Source organism: Marinobacter sp. (assembly GCF_041984545.1).
Taxonomy (GTDB): domain Bacteria; phylum Pseudomonadota; class Gammaproteobacteria; order Pseudomonadales; family Oleiphilaceae; genus Marinobacter.
The window spans coordinates 22,291-38,902 of record NZ_JBHIXV010000030.1 but is presented as its reverse complement, the minus strand read 5'-3'; the positions used below and the strand labels follow the sequence as shown (position 1 = coordinate 38,902).

18 protein-coding genes are annotated in these 16,612 nt (G+C 60.1%); 12 read left to right on the top strand and 6 right to left on the bottom strand.

The window, feature by feature from the left end; genetic code table 11:
* Window positions 1-10: 10 nt before the first annotated feature.
* From ACFC20_RS13720 to ACFC20_RS13710, 3 genes are all read right to left on the bottom strand, one after another.
* A complete protein-coding gene (locus tag ACFC20_RS13720) occupies window positions 11-301 on the bottom strand; it encodes a PilZ domain-containing protein (protein ID WP_375193507.1) in 291 nt (96 codons plus the stop codon).
* A 4-nt stretch (window positions 302-305) separates the two neighbouring features.
* The gene (locus ACFC20_RS13715; RefSeq protein ID WP_091986212.1) at window positions 306-977 is read right to left on the bottom strand and encodes a TIGR04211 family SH3 domain-containing protein; all 672 of its coding nucleotides are present in this window, start codon (window positions 975-977) and stop codon (window positions 306-308) included.
* A 121-nt stretch (window positions 978-1,098) separates the two neighbouring features.
* The gene (locus ACFC20_RS13710; RefSeq protein WP_091986211.1) at window positions 1,099-1,398 is read right to left on the bottom strand and encodes a YciI family protein; all 300 of its coding nucleotides are present in this window, start codon (window positions 1,396-1,398) and stop codon (window positions 1,099-1,101) included.
* A gap of 127 nt (window positions 1,399-1,525) precedes the next feature.
* Here ACFC20_RS13710 and ACFC20_RS13705 point away from each other — a divergent pair, with 127 nt between their 5' ends.
* Window positions 1,526-2,404 carry a PHP domain-containing protein gene (locus tag ACFC20_RS13705; protein WP_375193506.1) on the top strand — a complete coding sequence of 293 codons (879 nt, stop codon included), beginning with the start codon at window positions 1,526-1,528 and terminating at the stop codon, window positions 2,402-2,404.
* Here ACFC20_RS13705 and ACFC20_RS13700 read toward each other — a convergent pair.
* Window positions 2,401-2,943, bottom strand: coding sequence for a YecA family protein (locus tag ACFC20_RS13700; RefSeq protein WP_375193505.1), 543 nt, complete (start codon window positions 2,941-2,943; stop codon window positions 2,401-2,403). The genes ACFC20_RS13705 and ACFC20_RS13700 overlap by 4 nt on opposite strands.
* A gap of 3 nt (window positions 2,944-2,946) precedes the next feature.
* On the bottom strand, window positions 2,947-6,165 hold the full coding sequence (rne, locus tag ACFC20_RS13695) for a ribonuclease E (protein ID WP_375193504.1): 3,219 nt from the start codon (window positions 6,163-6,165) through the stop codon (window positions 2,947-2,949).
* A 593-nt stretch (window positions 6,166-6,758) separates the two neighbouring features.
* On the opposite strand from rne, the gene rluC reads away from it, so the two are divergent.
* The 3 genes from rluC (at window position 6,759) to ACFC20_RS13680 (ending at window position 9,590) form a co-directional block, all read left to right on the top strand.
* Window positions 6,759-7,820, top strand: a complete 1,062-nt coding sequence (gene rluC / locus ACFC20_RS13690) for a 23S rRNA pseudouridine(955/2504/2580) synthase RluC (RefSeq protein WP_375193503.1) — start codon at window positions 6,759-6,761, stop codon at window positions 7,818-7,820.
* Window positions 7,817-8,464, top strand: coding sequence for an HAD family hydrolase (locus tag ACFC20_RS13685; protein WP_375193502.1), 648 nt, complete (start codon window positions 7,817-7,819; stop codon window positions 8,462-8,464). Before rluC ends, ACFC20_RS13685 begins: the two co-directional genes overlap by 4 nt.
* A 76-nt stretch (window positions 8,465-8,540) precedes the next feature.
* Entirely contained in the window at window positions 8,541-9,590 is a 1,050-nt protein-coding gene (locus tag ACFC20_RS13680; RefSeq protein ID WP_375193501.1) for a S49 family peptidase, read from the top strand.
* Here ACFC20_RS13680 and ACFC20_RS13675 read toward each other — a convergent pair.
* Complete coding sequence (locus ACFC20_RS13675; protein WP_375193500.1) at window positions 9,587-10,204, bottom strand: Maf family protein; 618 nt, start codon at window positions 10,202-10,204, stop codon at window positions 9,587-9,589. The genes ACFC20_RS13680 and ACFC20_RS13675 overlap by 4 nt on opposite strands.
* A 140-nt stretch (window positions 10,205-10,344) precedes the next feature.
* Between ACFC20_RS13675 and ACFC20_RS13670 the strand changes: the two genes are divergently transcribed.
* From ACFC20_RS13670 to pabC, 8 genes are all read left to right on the top strand, one after another.
* The gene (locus ACFC20_RS13670; protein ID WP_375193499.1) at window positions 10,345-10,899 is read left to right on the top strand and encodes a YceD family protein; all 555 of its coding nucleotides are present in this window, start codon (window positions 10,345-10,347) and stop codon (window positions 10,897-10,899) included.
* Window positions 10,900-10,998: 99 nt separating this feature from the next.
* The gene (rpmF, locus tag ACFC20_RS13665; RefSeq protein WP_008174968.1) at window positions 10,999-11,178 is read left to right on the top strand and encodes a 50S ribosomal protein L32; all 180 of its coding nucleotides are present in this window, start codon (window positions 10,999-11,001) and stop codon (window positions 11,176-11,178) included.
* A 43-nt stretch (window positions 11,179-11,221) separates the two neighbouring features.
* Window positions 11,222-12,223: a phosphate acyltransferase PlsX gene (plsX, locus tag ACFC20_RS13660; protein ID WP_375193498.1), complete on the top strand. Its 1,002-nt coding sequence runs from the start codon at window positions 11,222-11,224 to the stop codon at window positions 12,221-12,223.
* Between the two features lie 116 nt (window positions 12,224-12,339).
* A complete protein-coding gene (gene fabD, locus ACFC20_RS13655) occupies window positions 12,340-13,278 on the top strand; it encodes an ACP S-malonyltransferase (protein WP_375193497.1) in 939 nt (312 codons plus the stop codon).
* A gap of 18 nt (window positions 13,279-13,296) precedes the next feature.
* Entirely contained in the window at window positions 13,297-14,040 is a 744-nt protein-coding gene (gene fabG / locus ACFC20_RS13650) for a 3-oxoacyl-ACP reductase FabG (RefSeq protein ID WP_375193496.1), read from the top strand.
* Window positions 14,041-14,174: 134 nt separating this feature from the next.
* Complete coding sequence (gene acpP, locus ACFC20_RS13645) at window positions 14,175-14,408, top strand: acyl carrier protein (RefSeq protein ID WP_008174976.1); 234 nt, start codon at window positions 14,175-14,177, stop codon at window positions 14,406-14,408.
* Window positions 14,409-14,538: 130 nt separating this feature from the next.
* On the top strand, window positions 14,539-15,786 hold the full coding sequence (gene fabF / locus ACFC20_RS13640; RefSeq protein ID WP_375193495.1) for a beta-ketoacyl-ACP synthase II: 1,248 nt from the start codon (window positions 14,539-14,541) through the stop codon (window positions 15,784-15,786).
* A gap of 7 nt (window positions 15,787-15,793) precedes the next feature.
* Window positions 15,794-16,609 carry an aminodeoxychorismate lyase gene (pabC, locus tag ACFC20_RS13635; RefSeq protein WP_375183508.1) on the top strand — a complete coding sequence of 272 codons (816 nt, stop codon included), beginning with the start codon at window positions 15,794-15,796 and terminating at the stop codon, window positions 16,607-16,609.
* Window positions 16,610-16,612 lie beyond the last annotated feature (3 nt).

Sequence of the window (16,612 nt, the reverse complement as noted above, 5' to 3'; positions counted from 1 at the left end):
GCTTTTCATTTCAGCGTGTGACTTCGCTGATGTTCGTGCCCAGCAGGAATCCGTCTCCCTCTGGCTCGCAGCGGATTACCTCGCAGACGGTTTCCAGGGGAGGAAACTGGTCACTGCTGGGGTGGAGGACGGTCTTGAGTTCCTCGCCTGGTGCAATTTCACGATCCACATACAATTGCATGCCGGTGGCGCTCAGGTCTCGGCACACGCCCCTGAACTGATTGCCCTGACTGTCAGTGATCTCGATCTCCGAGTTCACCTGCATGCGGTGAAAATCACGTTTTTCCGAATAGTCCTTCATGGCATCAGGCCCAGTTGTCGGTCTTTCTTGTTGGTTTTAGCATGGGGATAATCAGCGCCAAGAGCACGCCGCCCAGCACCAGGCCAGCTCCCAGCAGCATGAAATCGTACTCTTTACTGGCTTCAAGTCGTTCGTTCTCAGCCGTCAGCACTTCGAGATCGTTGCGGATACGCTGGTTTTCCTCCCGAAGCTCCCGGTTACGGCGCTCCAGGTTGATGGAGTCCGCCGCGATGCTCTTGATGCGCTGGAGCTCTTCCTGAAGCTCCTGGGACTTGTTTGAGAGCGAATTCTCCGCGCTCTCCAGAGCATTACGCTCGTTAACCACCTCGCTCAACTGTTCCTTGACCCGGGCAAGTTCCGCCCGGGTGTCCTCGAGCTGGCGATTGGCCGTCCTGAGTTGATCGGCGGCGATGGGCGTCTCGCTCAGATACTGGCTGGAAACCCAGCCTTCAGTGCCTTTCGGCGTGCGCACGAGAGTGTAGCCGGAATCGGAGGTTTCCAGCACCTCCAGGGGAGTACCGCTTGGCACGGCGTTCTCGATAATACGGAACTGGGAACCGGCGCCCGACCGGACAGGGAGATACAGCTGGTCGTCAACCCAGACGGTCTTGGCCTGGGCCACGGCGACGGACGATACGGTTAGCAGAGCAATGATGGCAAGGCGAAAAAGCGTCACTGGTTACGTTCCCTGAAATCTGCAATTGAAATCGGAGCCTGATCAAAGGCGCAATTCTGTCACAGATGTCGCCCTGTGCAAGCGGGCCATCATTACAATCCGCTCATGCGGGCGTCGCTGTTCACGGCAGCACGGCCTTGAACGGTTTTACGGTGACTTTCTCGTAAACCCCGGCTTCCACATAGGGGTCTGCATCGGCCCAGGCCCGGGCGTCTTCGAGTGAGTCGAATTCAGCAATCACGAGACTACCTGTGAAACCTGCATCACCTGGCTCAGGCGTGTCCAGGGCGGGGTGCGGGCCGGCAACCAGCAGGCGCCCCTCCGCTTTCAGGGATTGCAGGCGTTCAATATGAGCGGGTCGGGCAGGCTGTCGCAATGGCAGGCTGTTCTCGACATCTTCACTGATAATCGCGTAATACATTCAGCTCTCCGAAAAGACATTCTGTCAAAGCTACGAGGAATCGATCAGCGGTCGTGCGGTGAAGATATGGCTGGTAGACTGCAAGGGCAGGCTACTTCATCGATACGCCACTGATTCAGGATGTCACGTGACTATACCGCAAGACCGGGTTTTGTGCATTGATCTGCATTGCCACAGCACCGCATCGGACGGTGCACTCTCGCCGGCCGCGCTGGTGGCTCGCGCGGCCGAAAAAGGTGTGACCCACCTGGCGCTGACCGATCACGACACCATCAGCGGGCTGTCCGAAGCGGCTACTGCCGCCCGGACACATGATATCCAGCTCATTCCGGGGACGGAGTTATCCTGCCTCTGGAAGAGCCGCACGATTCACATCGTCGGGCTCGACTTTGACCCGGCCGACCCCGGGCTACTGGCGGCGCTTGAGCAGCAGAACGACAATCGCTGGGCCCGGGCTCGGATGATCGCCTCCCGGCTGGAAAAGCTGGCGGTGCCGGACCTTCTTGATCGCGCGACCGTCAGGGCCGGGGGCGATGTCCCCGGGCGACCCCACTTTGCCGAGGTTCTGGTGGAGCGGGGCGTGGTGCGTAACGCGGCTCAGGCCTTCAAACGCTATCTGGGGACGGGCAAGGCGGGGGATGTAAAAGCCTATTGGCCGGATTTGTCGGAAGTCGTTAACTGGATCAACGCTGCCGGTGGAATCGCGGTGCTTGCTCACCCGCGCAAATACCAGCTGACGGCGACCAAACTCCGGGAACTAACCGCCGATTTTCGAAGGGCAGGGGGGCGAGCACTGGAGGTGTCCACCTCCGGCCAGTCGAGCGGAGACCTTGGTTTCCTTGCGGAGTTATGCCGGAAAGAACAACTGCTGGCGTCCCAGGGTAGCGATTTTCACTTTCCGGGAGCGCCCTGGTGCGAACTGGGGCGTATCATGAAAATGCCAGACGGGCTTGCGCCGGTCTGGCAGAGTTTCAGGCAGCCTGTTCAGACAGCGGCGACGGCTTAGTCCGGCGCGTGGAAGAGCAGGTAAAGGTCGGTCAGTGAGTCCGGGATAGCGTCAGCCATCTGCCGGGAAAGCTTGTCGCTATTGCGTACCTTCTGGAAGTCCTCGTCGTCAAATAACCCTGACAGCGTCAGCATGGGTACCATCAGATCCGCGGCCTCTTCCTCGCTGGCAGCCTCGAGCCATTCTTCCTCATGCGCGAGAAAGGTGTCCACAAAGCCTGCGCACCAGTTTTCCAGCGCGTTCATCGGGTCACCGTCCTCTGGCTCCGGGAGTTCAAGCGTTTGGCCCATGTCCAGGGCGTGAGCCATATCCCGGGCCAGTTGCTCGGCACAACGCTGGAAAACCTCCGGGATGCCGGCGTCGGGGACATTGTCTGTCCCCGTTGCCAACCGGAAGATCTCCTCGGCACCCAGTTCTGTGGGGCCGACCACGCTGGCGCAGACAACCCCGTGGAAGCCGAAGAAGTCCAGGGCGTCATCGCCCCATGGCTCGGCGAACAGAATGTCTTCCAGCGCTTCAATGTCGGCGTTCGATAACATCGGTCAGTTGCTCCCGGCCTTTTTGGCTTCTTCCGCCGCTCTCTGGCGCTTGCGCACTTCACGCGGGTCGTTGTAGGCCCTTCCCGGCGTGACAGGTACGTCAGCAGCCGGTGCTTCCGGAGCCTTGGATTCCGCAGCCTTCGACGATTCGGCTTTGGGCTCGGCGGCTTTTTCAGGCTCAGAAGCCTTGCTGGCTTTCGCCGGCTCAGCCTGCGTCGCTTTGGGTGCCTCTACCGCCGGCCTGGCAGGGCTCTCGGTCTTGGCGGGTTGCTGCTCGGCAGCAGATGCAGGCTGCGAAGATGGCTTTGCAGCCTCAGCCGGGGTTTTGGCCGGAGCGGCTTCCTTGCCTGACGACGGCTGTTTCTCCGCTGACGGCTCTTTGCCGGCTGACGGCTCTTTACCAGCTGAGGGCTCTTTACTCGCTGATGGCTCTTTACCGTCTGAGGGCTCCTTGCCAGCTGAAGGTCCTTTATCCGCCGAAGGCTCTTGCTCTACTGCAGGCTTTTTGTCTGCAGACGGCTTTTTCTCTTCTGACGGCTGACGATCGCTCGCCGGCTTCTGCTCGGCCGAAGGTGCTTTATCAGCTGAAGGTTCTTTAGCGGCTGAAGGTTCTTTACCAGTTGAAGGCTCTACCTGAGCTGACGGCTCTTTGTCTTTCGCCGGTGCTTTTTCGGCGGACTGGCCCTTGGCTTCGGCGGCCTTCTCGTCGGTCTTGGGTGTTGACGACTCGGTGGTTTCCTGGCGCTTGGGTTCAGGCTTCTCGGTCTTTTCAGCCTTGGGCTCAGGCTTGTTGCCGGAGGTGGCACTCTCTTTCTGAGGCTGCTCCGCCTTGGCTTCGACCTTTTCCGGCGCCTTCTCGGCGGCCACCTGCTGTGACGGCTCGTTCTTCAGTTCCTGTTTGCTGGCGTCACGACCGTTCTCGGGTTGGGTGTCCTTCTGGTGCTTCTCGCTGCGAGCCGCCTTGCGGTCGGCCGGAGTGGACGCCGGAGCTTCAGAAGGGGAACCATCGCGGTTACGCTGACGACGGGGCTTGCGGCGCTTGTCGTCGGAGCCAGACTTGTCGGCGGCGCCGGATTTCGCAGCGCTGTCCTGCTGGGCCTGGTCCTTTTGCTCGCGGTTGTCTTTCTGGTCCCTGGGCGGCTTGTTACGACCACGGCCCTGGTTGTCGCGACGATTGTCGCGGCGGTTTTCAGAGCCTTTGTTGTCGCCGCCTTTACCGTCATTACGGTTGTCCGAACCCTTGTTATCAGAGCTCTTGTTATCAGATCCCTGGCGATTCTGGTTGCCGCGGTTCTGGTCGTCGTTGCGACCGCGCCCGCGGTTGCGGTTGTCGTCGCCGCGGCCCTGCTGGCCACCCTGGCGACGGTCGTTACCACTGCGGTTGCCGCCGGAGCGCTGGTCGTCGCCACGGGCAACCCGGGACTTACGACGGTCCTGGCGGCCCTGGTTACGGCGCTCGTCGCGCTGGTTGCGGCCCTGGTCCTGCTTTTCTCCCTGGGTCTGCTCTTCGCCGTTGAAGAATCCGGCAATCTTGCGCCCGAGCCGGCGGAACAGGCCTTCTTCCTGCTCTGCTGTTTCCTCGGCCTTGGTAGCGGCGGGTACCGGAGCCGGTGCGGTCGGGCGGATGGCCTTTACGGCCGCCTGTTCACGAACCGGTTTCTCCGCCGGTGGTGCCTCGAAGATTTCCTCTTCGCGCTCGCTGTATTCCTGGGCGACCTGGTGGCTGGAGATGTGCTCGGGCGTGGTTTCGTCCTGGCGCATCCGGATGATTTCGAAGTGCGGCGTTTCCATGTGCGGAACAGGAACCACCACAATGTTCACTTCCTGGCTGGCCTCAATGTCGGCCAGCTGCTTGCGCTTTTCGTTGAGCAGGAAGGTGGCCACGGACACAGGCACCACGGCCCGGACCTCGCCGGTCTTGTCTTTCGAGGATTCTTCGTAGATCAGGCGCATGATGCTCAGCGCCAGGGATTCAATGCCACGGATGGTGCCCTGGCCTTCACAACGGGGGCACACCTCGCTACGGGTCTCGCCCAGGGACGGGCGCAGGCGCTGGCGGGACATTTCCAGCAGGCCGAAGCGGGAGATCTTGCCAACCTGGACCCGTGCCCGGTCGATTTCCAGCGCTTCGCGCATCTTCTGTTCCACTTCACGCTGGTGCTTGGCCGGGGTCATGTCGATGAAGTCGATCACGATCAGGCCGCCCATATCCCGAAGGCGCAGCTGGCGGGCGATCTCTTCCGCGGCTTCCAGGTTGGTCTGAAGGGCGGTTTCCTCGATGTCCTGGCCCTTGGTGGCCCGGGAGGAGTTGATGTCGATGGAAACCAGGGCCTCAGTGGGATCGATCACGATGGAGCCGCCGGAAGGCAGTTTCACTTCCCGCTGGAAGGCGGTTTCGATCTGGCCTTCGATCTGGTAGCGGCTGAACAGCGGAATCTCGTCCTTGTAGAGCTTGATCTTGTTCTCGAAGGTCGGCATGACCGCACGAACAAAATTCAGAACGTCTTCGTACACGCCGTTGGCGTCGATCAGTACTTCGCCGATGTCCTGACGCAGGTAGTCGCGTACGGCACGGATGATAACGTTGCTTTCCTGGTGGATCAGGAACGGGGCCTTGCGCTCACCGGCGGCCTGGGTAATGGCTTCCCAGAACTGCACCAGGTAGTCGAGATCCCATTGCAGTTCTTCGGTGGTACGGCCGATGCCTGCAGTGCGCACGATGATGCCCATGGATTTCGGCACCTGGACATCGTTCATGGCTTCTTTCAGCTGGGACCGTTCGTCACCTTCAATACGGCGCGAGATGCCGCCGGCCCGCGGGTTGTTGGGCATCAGCACCAGATAACGGCCGGCCAGAGAAATGAACGTGGTCAGGGCGGCGCCCTTGTTGCCACGCTCTTCCTTGTCGACCTGGATGATTACTTCCTGGCCTTCGGAGACCACATCCTTGATGTTGATCTTGCCTTCAATCTGGCCGGGGGATTTCTTGAAGTACTCCTTGGAGATTTCCTTGAGCGGCAGGAAGCCATGGCGCTCGGCGCCAAAATCAACAAAGGCGGCTTCCAGGCTGGGCTCGACGCGGGTAATGCGGCCTTTATAGATGTTTGCTTTCTTCTGCTCGCGGGAGCTGGATTCTATATCAAGGTCGAACAGACGCTGGCCATCGACCAGGGCAACGCGCAACTCCTCGGGGTGAGTTGCATTGATGAGCATTCTCTTCATGGAAAGAAATCGTTCCTGTCGTTTAAATTGACAGAAAACCGGAGGGGTTCGCACCAGCGAAGCGGAATGTGCGTGCCGCGGGCCCCGTCACATCAGGGGCGGACCGGCGGCCAGACGAATCAGACCCTTTCGGGGATTGATCCTTTCGGTCTGAGACCAACGCCGACGGTCCGGCTGCCTGTAGGCAGGGAGAGGTCGTGTAAGGTTCGTGTCTGTTGACGCATGTTATCCGATGTCAGGTTCACTCAGGTGCCTGGGTCTCACGTCGTATTCGTATGCTGGACGGCCCGGCCCTGGGTGGCAATGATTCTTCGCGATGTCGCCCGCGGTTTTCCGCGTGTTTTCCATCTCCCGGGTACAGGCAGCAGTCTTTCAGGGATCTGGCCTGGTCCTCCGGGAGTTCTTCTCTCGCCGTTCCCGGTAGTGATTGGGTGCTCGGCGTTCAAACTCTCGAATAGTGTCGGTATACTTCTGCCGCTCCGGCTTCTGACGTGAGTTGGTCAGGCCGTAGACAAACGGCAGAGCACGCCGGAATATAACAGTATTCAGGCAGCCGTTCAATCCTGTATTCAAATCGCCACTTAAGGTTAAGCATGTCCCCCAAATCCAGGCGCCCGAACTCGCCGACATCCGGCGCTGATAAGTCCTCCGGCACTTCCCGGTCGAAGGGGGCCGGCGCTCCTGTTCAAGGCGGGGAGGTTCGTCAGGGCGTTCAGTGGGTCACGGTTGACGAAGACAACGAGGGGCAGCGCCTGGATAACTTTCTGCTGGCCCAGTTGCGAGGTGTGCCCAAAAGCATTATCTACCGGGTGGTCCGCAAGGGAGAGGTTCGCGTCAACAAGGGGCGGGTCCGGCCTGATACGCGCCTGAAGGCAGGGGATCAGGTACGGATTCCGCCGGTGACCCGAAAGCAGAAGCCGGAAACCGTGGCGCCTGGGTCCCGCGTGCAGGGGGTGATGGAAGCTGCCGTGGTGTTCGAGAACGATCAGATGCTGGTGGTGAACAAGCCCTCCGGTATCGCGGTGCATGGTGGTAGCGGCTTGAACTTCGGGCTCATCGAAGTGCTGCGCTCGGCCCGGCCATCGGCCAGGTTCCTTGAACTGGTGCACCGTCTTGACCGTGACACCTCGGGGTTGGTGATGGTCGCCAAGAAGCGCTCGGCCCTGCGCTTCCTGCAGGATGAGCTGCGCCGCAAGCACATTCGCAAGGTCTATCATGCGCTGGTGTCCGGGGGCTGGCCCGATGGAGTGGACCGGGTGGAGGCGCCGCTGCTCCGCTATGAAATGCCGAACGGTGAACGCAGGGTACGGGTCGACGACGCCGGCAAGCCGTCCCTGACCACTTTTCGCTGTCTGGCCCGCTACCAGGGCTACAGTCTGGTGGAGGCCTCGCCGATTACCGGGCGTACCCACCAGATCCGTGTGCACAGTGCCCAGGTGGGTCATCCGATTGCGGGCGACGACAAGTATATGGATGATGTCAGCCTCAAGGCATTCCGGGCGGTAGGTGGGCAGCGCCTGATGTTGCATGCCCGCGTCCTTGAATTCACATTGCCGGTGTCGGGCGAGCCTATGCGGCTGGAGGCGCCCTACGACGAAGCATTCAATAGCGTGCTTGAGAAGCTCGAGGCGCGCTCGAAAGGAACCAGATCATGAACGTCAGAGTGGTAATTTTTGACTGGGACGGGACCCTGGTGGATTCGGTCGAGCACATCGCCGATAGCCTGCACCAGGCGGCGACCGACCTGGGGTATCCGGCGCTCGAGCGGGAGGCATACCGTGACATTATTGGCCTTGGCATGGTGGAGGCGCTGGAGAAGTTGTATCCGGGGATCAGTCGGGAGGAGATGAACCGGATCCGCGAAGGCTACGCTGGCTATTTCTTCAAGAAGGTGACCACGCCGCAGAACGTCTTCGAGGGCATGGCAGACGTGGTTGCAGATCTCCGTAACGCGGGCCGGCAATGCTCGGTAGCCACCGGCAAGAGTCGCCGCGGGTTGGATTCGGCGCTGGTGTCCAGCGGTTTGGGGGGACATTTCGAGATCACCCGGTGCGCGGATGAAACCCGCTCCAAGCCCGATCCGACCATGCTCAGGGAGATCCTGCAGTTCTATGGGATTGAGCCTGAGGATGCTGTGATGATCGGTGATACCCGCTACGACCTGGAGATGGCGAAGCGCATTGGCATGCCCTCCATTGGTGTTGAGTGGGGTGTCCACAAGCGCGATGTGCTCGGCGACTACGATCCTCATGCCATCGTCGAATCGGTACCCGAACTGCGGAAAGTGCTGGGGCTTTGAGATTGCCTTGTCGTCAGACGGCTGGCCGCCGGGTCGACGGTTGTTAAGGGTAGAGTGTTGTTAACAGGATGCACGCATGAGTGACTGGGAATCGGACAAGCCCGCAGACTGGGGCGACAAGCCTGTCGAACCGGGAAATGAGAAGGAAAGCAAGCCGCTGTTCGGGCGCAAGTCGCCGAACCTGCCGCCGGAGTCCGGCCGCGACTGGCGGCTGATTGAAAAACTGGTGATGTCGCTGCAGGCCGAGCAGCGTCGCAGTCGTCGTTGGGGGATCTTTTTCAAGCTGCTGACCTTCGGGTACCTGTTCGCGCTGCTGTTCATGCTGCGGTTTCCCCTGGGCGAATCCATGGATGCGGTCACCGGTAAACACACCGCCCTGGTAGAAATCAACGGCACCATCGCCGCCGATGAGTTGGCCAGCGCCGACAATATAGTCGGCTCCCTGCGCAGCGCCTTCGAGGAGGAGCAGTCGGTGGCTGTGATTCTGCGGATCAACAGTCCCGGCGGCAGTCCGGTACAGTCGGGATATGTCTATGACGAGATAAAGCGCCTGCGCGAAGAGTATCCCGACAAAAAGGTGTATGCGGTCATTTCAGACATCGGAGCCTCTGGCGCCTACTATATTGCCGCTGCGGCCGATGAGATCTACGCGAATCGGGCCAGTCTGGTGGGTTCCATTGGTGTGGTCTCGGGTGGCTTTGGATTTACCGGTGTGATGGATAAGGTGGGTGTGGATCGTCGCCTGTACACCGCCGGGGAGAACAAGGCGTTCCTGGATCCTTTCTCACCGGTCAACGAAGACGAGGTGCAGTTCTGGGAAAGCGTTCTGGAAAGTACTCATGAGCAGTTTATCGAGGCAGTGAAGCAGGGCCGGGGCGATCGGCTGGCCGATGATGAGCGTCTGTTCAGCGGTCTGGTATGGAGTGGTGAGCAGGCGGTGGAGCTTGGTCTGGTTGACGGCCTCGGCAGCGCATCACATGTGGCCCGCCAGATCATCGGTCAGGAAGAGTTGGTTGACTACAGCCGTCGCAAGTCTCCCTTCCAGGACATCGTCGATCAACTGGGCGTGGCTTTTGGTGAAGGTTTTGCCAGTCAGATGGTCGAGTCTCGCCTGGAGCTTCGCTAACGGGTATTTTCCGCTGGCCGGTCTTCGAGCAGAGGGTTCCGGCCCCAGCGGCAAAGCATTTCATTCAGGGCGATGAGGGGCAGCCCGATCAGGGAATTGGGGTCACGGCCTTCAAGGGCGTCGAACAGGGTGATGCCCAGTCCCTCCATCTTGAAGCTTCCGGCGCAGTCGTAAGGTTGTTCCCGCGCCAGGTAGGCCTCGATTTCCCTGTCGGATAGGTCCCGGAATCTTACCTGGTAGGGTTCGCAAAGGCGCTCGAGCTTTCCCGAATCGGCGTCCAGCAGGGCAAGGCCAGTCAGGAACAGCACCGGATGCCCGCTGCTCAGGCGGAGCTGTTCCGCCGCCCGTTCATGGTTGCCCGGTTTGGTGAGTATTGTGCCGTCCGGCAGGCAGGCGACCTGATCCGACCCGATGATCCAGTGTCCGGGAAAGCGGTCTGCCAGTGCCCGAGCCTTGGATTCAGCCAGTCGCCGAGCCAGCGCTTCTCCGGTTTCGCCGTCCAGCGGGGTCTCGTCAGCGTTCGGGCTGGCACTGGTGAATGGAAGTTCCAGCCGTTGTAACAGAGCCCGCCGGTAAGGAGAGGACGAGGCCAGCAGGAGTGGCTTGGGACGCATGGCGCGGGTTCCTTTTGATGGCGGTGTTGGCAAACATTTGCGGGTGTTATCGTAAATTACACCTATCTGTCTGGAAAGCCCCGCCAAAAAGCAACGAAGTCTTTGACAGCCGAGGGCTGCGCCCCTAAAATTGCGCGCCTATGTCAAACGCGTCACTCGCCGAGCTGCCCAAATCTGTTGATCCTTACAGGTTGGCGGAAAATAACAGCACACTGGAGGGAATGGTTCCCCTCAGCGGGCTTGGCCGTTTCCGCGAAGCGGTTCTCGGACTACCGGAAGGTGCCCAGTGCCGGGTAAGACTCTCGTTCACGATGGACGGAGAGCGTCGCCGGATGGTGAAGGGCGAGCTGGAGGCCCCGGTGCAGCTGGAGTGCCAGCGATGCCTGGGACCCATGGAAGCGATGCTGAGTTCCAGTTTCGTGCTTGGTCTTGTGACCAGCGACGAACAGGCGCAGCAGTTGCCTAAAGAGCTGGAGCCGTTTCTGACCGAAGATTTCAGTGCCGATCTCTGGTCGATGGTCGAAGACGAACTGCTGCTGGTGTTGCCGGCGTTTCCGCTTCATGAGCGGAGTGATTGTCCCGCAAGGGAGGCGCTGGAGACCCTTGAGCCGAAAGGCGAGGCCGCTGCGCCAGCGAGGAAATCCGGCGACAATCCGTTTAGCGTTCTGGCGGATCTGAAAAAGACGAAGCATTAGGAAGAGGTCTGCCCCGGTTCAAGGCAGGCATCGAATCCAGGAATACAGGCCGCCCTCCGGGTGGCACAACGTTTACGACAACAGGTCAGGAGCATAACCATGGCTGTACAGCAAAATCGCAAGACCCGTTCCAAGCGTGGCATGCGCCGTTCACACGATGCACTGAGCGCTGCTGCTCTGAGCACTGACGCAACTACCGGTGAAGTTCATCGCCGTCACCACGTGTCTCCGGACGGTTTCTACCGTGGCAAGCAGGTAATCGAAGCGCGCGACGAGTAAGCTCGTTGCCGATATGAGTCGCCCGGAATCAGATGGCAGAACGGTGAAACCCGTCACCATCGCGATTGACGCCATGAGTGGCGACCGCGGGGCGGCCGTGGTGGTTGCGGCATCGCTTCAGGCGGTGCGCGAAAACGAAGCCTTGAGCATCATTCTGGTGGGTATCCGGAGTGAGCTTGAGGCTTTGTTGCGTGAGGGGCACGCGAGAATCCGTATTGTGGAAGCAGCGGACGTGGTTCGCATGAACGAGCGCCCCTCCCACGCCCTCCGACACAAAAAGAATTCCTCCATGGCCATCGCTCTGGCGCTCGTTCGGGATGGCGAAGCCCAGGGGTGTGTCAGCGCCGGAAACACGGGCGCTCTGATGGCCTTTGGTCGCAGCCTGATACGGATGTATCCGGGCATCGAGCGGCCGGCCATTGCCAAGCTGATTCCTTCGCTCAGAGGGCGTTGCCATGTTCTGGATCTCGGCGCCAACGTGGATTCCACGGCCGAGAATCTCTACCAGTATGCTCTGATGGGGTCGCTGATGGCGTCGGCGATCTGCCGACAGGCTGAGCCCCGCGTTGCTTTGCTGAACGTGGGCGAAGAAGAGATAAAGGGCAATGAACAGGTTCGGCTGGCCTCGCACATGCTCGCGCAGTGCGACTCCATCAACTATATCGGCTATGTAGAAGGCAGCGATCTCTTCCGGGATGTGGCCGACGTGGTGGTGTGCGACGGTTTCGTTGGCAACATTGCGCTGAAAACCGGTGAGGGTGTCGCCGGCCTGCTGATTGAATTGATGGAACAGGCGTTCACCCGCAATCTTTACGGCCGACTGGTGGGCCTGCTGGCCAGGCCGATCATAGGCCGGCTCCTGCAATTGATGGACCCTTCACGCCACAACGGCGCCAGTCTTCTGGGTCTCCAGGGTGTGGTGATCAAGAGCCATGGCAACGCCAACGAGCGGGCGATGCTGTCGGCCATCCGTCAGGCGGTTCGGGAGGTCGAACTGGAAGTCCCCCGTCGCATCAATGAGCGTCTTGACGATCTCATGCTCTGATTCTTTCCCTGAGACTAAAGTCTGTCGCGGTTCTGCGAGTCATTCGCGGATAATTGGCCTAACTTGTACTATTGGCTAATCTCACGAAACCCCTCAATGACGATAAGATTCCGCTTATGAAATCAGCCTTTATTTTTCCCGGACAAGGGTCACAATCGGTTGGCATGCTTTCGGCGGCCGCTGAAGCCTGGCCGATCATCGACCGTACTTTCGGTGAAGCCTCCAACGTGCTTGGGTACGATCTCTGGCAGGTATGCCAGAAAGGCCCCGCCGAAGAACTCAACCAAACCGCCGTTACCCAGCCTGCATTGTTGACAGCCAGCGTCGCGCTCTGGCGTCAATGGTTTGTGGCGGGCGGCGGCAAGCCGGATTTTGTTGCCGGTCACAGTCTTGGCGAGTACAGCGCCCTGGTTGCTGCGGAGAGCCTGGATTTTGTTGAGGCGGTGAAGCTGGTTCGCCTTCGTGGCGAGCTGATGCAGGACGCTGTTCCGGCTGGCGAAGGCAAAATGGCCGCGATTCTGGGGCTAGAGGATGGCGATGTGATTGCCGCCTGTGAGCAGTCGTCCGAGGGTGACGTGGTGTCGGCGGTCAATTTCAATGCGCCCGGGCAGGTTGTTATCGCCGGCTCCGCGGCCGCTGTCGACCGCGCGGTGGAGGCCTGCAAGGAGAAGGGTGCCCGTAAAGCCATGCCCCTTCCGGTCAGCGTGCCTTCCCACTGCGCCCTGATGAAAGGTGCAGCCGAGGAGCTGGCCAAGGCGCTGGACGAGGTTCGCTTTAACGACGCTGTCATCCCGGTTATACAGAATGTTAACGCCGCAGCCGAGACGGAATCGGCTAGACTGAAGGCCAACCTGCTGAAACAACTCTATTCTCCGGTGCTCTGGACCGATTCGGTGCGAGCCCTCGTCAACAGTGGCGTGGAAGTGTCCGTGGAATGTGGAACTGGCAAGGTCCTGGCGGGACTGGTCAAGCGCATTGACCGCTCTCTGGCGGTACACAGCATCGAAGATCCGGATTCGCTGGCCAAGGCGTTGGACGCCTTTGGCCAGTCCTGAAACGAAAGGGAGTGATTCATGTCTCTGGAAGGTAAAACGGCTCTGGTCACAGGCGCTACCCGCGGCATTGGCAAGGCCATTGCGCGGGCGTTGGCCGAACAGGGCGCCGAAGTTATTGGCACTGCCACCAGCGCCGCAGGCGCCGAGACCATTACCAACGACCTGCAGTCGGCCGGGTTCAAAGGCTACGGCATGGTCATGGATGTTGCCGATCCGGCGAGTATCGAGGCCGGGCTGAAGGAACTGACGGAAAAATCCGGCGCGCCGCTGATTCTGGTCAACAACGCAGGTATCACCCGGGATAACCTGTTGATGCGTCTCAAAGACGACGACTGGGCCACGGTTCTGGAAACGAACCTGTCCAGCGTCTACCGTACCAGCAAGGCGGTGCTGCGGGGCATGGCCAAGGCGAAGTGGGGCCGGATCATCAATATCAGTTCCGTGGTTGCCGGTATGGGCAATCCCGGACAGGGCAACTACTGCGCCGCCAAGGCCGGTGTCGAGGGCTTCACGCGCAGTCTTGCCAAGGAAATGTCGAATCGGGGCATCACCGCAAACTGCGTGGCGCCCGGTTTTATCGACACGGATATGACGAAAAAACTGGACGACAAGCAGCGTGAGGCTATGCTGGAAATCATACCTGCGGGTCGTCTCGGTGAGCCGGAAGAAGTTGCCGCTGTGGTGGCTTTTCTGGCATCGGATGCAGCCGGTTACGTGACGGGTGAAACCATCAATGTGAACGGCGGGATGTACATGGGATAGCTCCCGAAGCGGGGGCTGTGCGCAACTCCTTGTCGCACAACATGTTTGACAGAGTCCCTGCTTGTTTGCAGGTAGGGTTTAAACTAAACTGGCAGCACGAAAGTTGCTTGGTTGACACACAAAGTGAGGACATTATGAGTACAGTTGAAGAGCGCGTGAAGAAGATCGTTTGTGAACAGTTGGGCGTTAAAGAGTCCGAGGTTCAGAACTCATCTTCTTTTGTAGAGGATCTTGGCGCTGACTCACTGGACACCGTTGAGCTGGTCATGGCACTGGAAGAGGAATTTGAAACCGAGATTCCGGACGAGGAAGCCGAGAAGCTGACGAGTGTTCAGGACGCGATCGACTACATCGTCGCGCACACCTGATACTCTGCATTCAAGCAAGCCAGGCAAAAAGCCGTCCTTGTGAAACAGCGAGGGACGGCTTTTTTATTGCCCGGAAATCCGGTTCAATCTTCCTTCAGACACACACGGACAAGATCAGGTGCAAGGGGTTATGACCAAACGGCGAGTTGTCATTACAGGCATGGGCATGCTGTCTCCACTTGGAAACGATGTGGCATCGTCCTGGGAAGAGGTGAAGGCGGGGCGCAGCGGGATCGGAATGATCGACCGTTTTGACGCATCTGGCTACAACACCCGCATTGGCGGGGCAGTTCGGGACCTCGACATGGAGCCCTACCTGTCTGCCAAGGACGCCAGAAAGCTCGACGCTTTCATTCATTATGGTCTGATTGCTGCCCAGCAGGCGGTGGACCACAGCGGTCTGGAGTCGTTCGACGCACTGGACAGGGAGCGAGTGGGTATCGCCATTGGTTCCGGGATTGGCGGCCTCGAGTACATCGAAAAGAGCGTGATCACCATGGATAATTCCGGGCCCCGGAAGGTGTCACCGTTCTTTGTGCCGGCCTCGGTCATCAACATGATTTCCGGGAACGCTGCGATCCGCTTCGGCTACCGCGGTCCCAATATTGCCATCGTGACTGCCTGTACCACCGGCACCCATAACATCGGCTATGCCGCCCGCACCATTGCCTACGGCGATGCCGACGTTATGCTCGCCGGCGGTTCCGAAATGGCTACCACCCGCACCGGCATGGCGGCGTTTTCCGCAGCCCGGGCCTTGTCGACCCGTAACGATGAGCCGGAAAAGGCCAGTCGTCCGTGGGATCGGGATCGGGACGGTTTTGTCCTGAGCGATGGCGCCGGCGTAGTTGTGCTCGAGGATCTCGAACATGCGCGTCGTCGTGGTGCCACTATCTACGGCGAAGTGGTTGGCTTCGGTATGAGTGACGACGCCCACCACATCACGGCTCCCCCGGAGGACGGTGAGGGCGCGGCCCGTTCCATGGCCAATGCCCTTCGGGACGCCGGTCTCAAGGCAGAAGAGGTTGATTACATCAATGCCCATGGCACTTCCACCCAGGTGGGGGATGTCGCGGAAGTGGCGGCTGTAAGGAAGGTATTCGGCAGTCATGCCGACAAACTGGCCATGAGCAGCACCAAGTCCATGACCGGTCACCTGTTGGGTGCCGCCGGCGCCGTGGAGGCCATTTTCTCGGTGCTGGCCATCCAGGACGGAGTGCTTCCGCCCACGATCAATCTGGATAACCCGGACGAGGGATGTGACCTCGACCTGGTTGCCCACACCAGTCGCGCTGCAGACGTTCGCGTGGCGTTGTCGAATTCCTTTGGATTCGGTGGTACCAACGGAACCCTGATTTTCCGACGCTTCGAGGACTAAGCAACTCGTGTTCCGCCTTATCTGGGCCGATGAGAGTGGCCTGCCGGCCGATGACCGGGGAGCAGCCTACGGCGACGGCCTGTTCGAAACCATCCGGATGGAGGGACAGCAGGGGGTGCTGTTGTCCCGTCACCTTGAGCGGATGGTCCGGGACGCCCGCCGTCTGGGCATTTCGGTGGCCCACCGTGATCTGGCAAGGGTCTGTTCGGAGGCTGTTGAGCGCCTCCATGCCCGGTATCGGGGAGGCTGGGTGCTCAAACTGGTGCTCACGCGGGGCAGTGGCGGTCGGGGTTACCGCCCCGACTCTGCCATGCAGCCCAACCTGATGGTGCAGTCGTCTCCGCTGCCGCCAACCCCGGGGCCTGAGGGCGTAGTTGTCGACTTTTCACGCATTCCCCTGACCGTCAACCCGCTACTTGCTGGCATCAAATCCCTGGGGCGTCTTGAGCAGGTGATGGCGGCGGCAGATATCACCGAACCATTGTTTGAGGTGATCATGTCAGACCGGGACGGTCACCTGGTGGAGGGAACCCGTACCAATATCCTGCTTCGCCATAACGACACCTGGGTGACGCCGCCAACGGCCAGCCTGGCGGTTGCCGGCGTCCTCCGGCAGTGGTTGCTCGAGCGGCTGCGGTACCGGGGTGAATCGGTGGTGGAGCGGCCGGTCACCACGGACGATGTGTTGGGACGGGAATGCCAGGGCCTTTTCCTTCTCAACAGTGTGCTCGGAGTGGTTCCGGTTCGCACAATTGCTGGACACGATTTGCCTGTGGACAGCGGACTTGCGACAATCTTCAATCCTCTCGAAATACTGGAATAATCG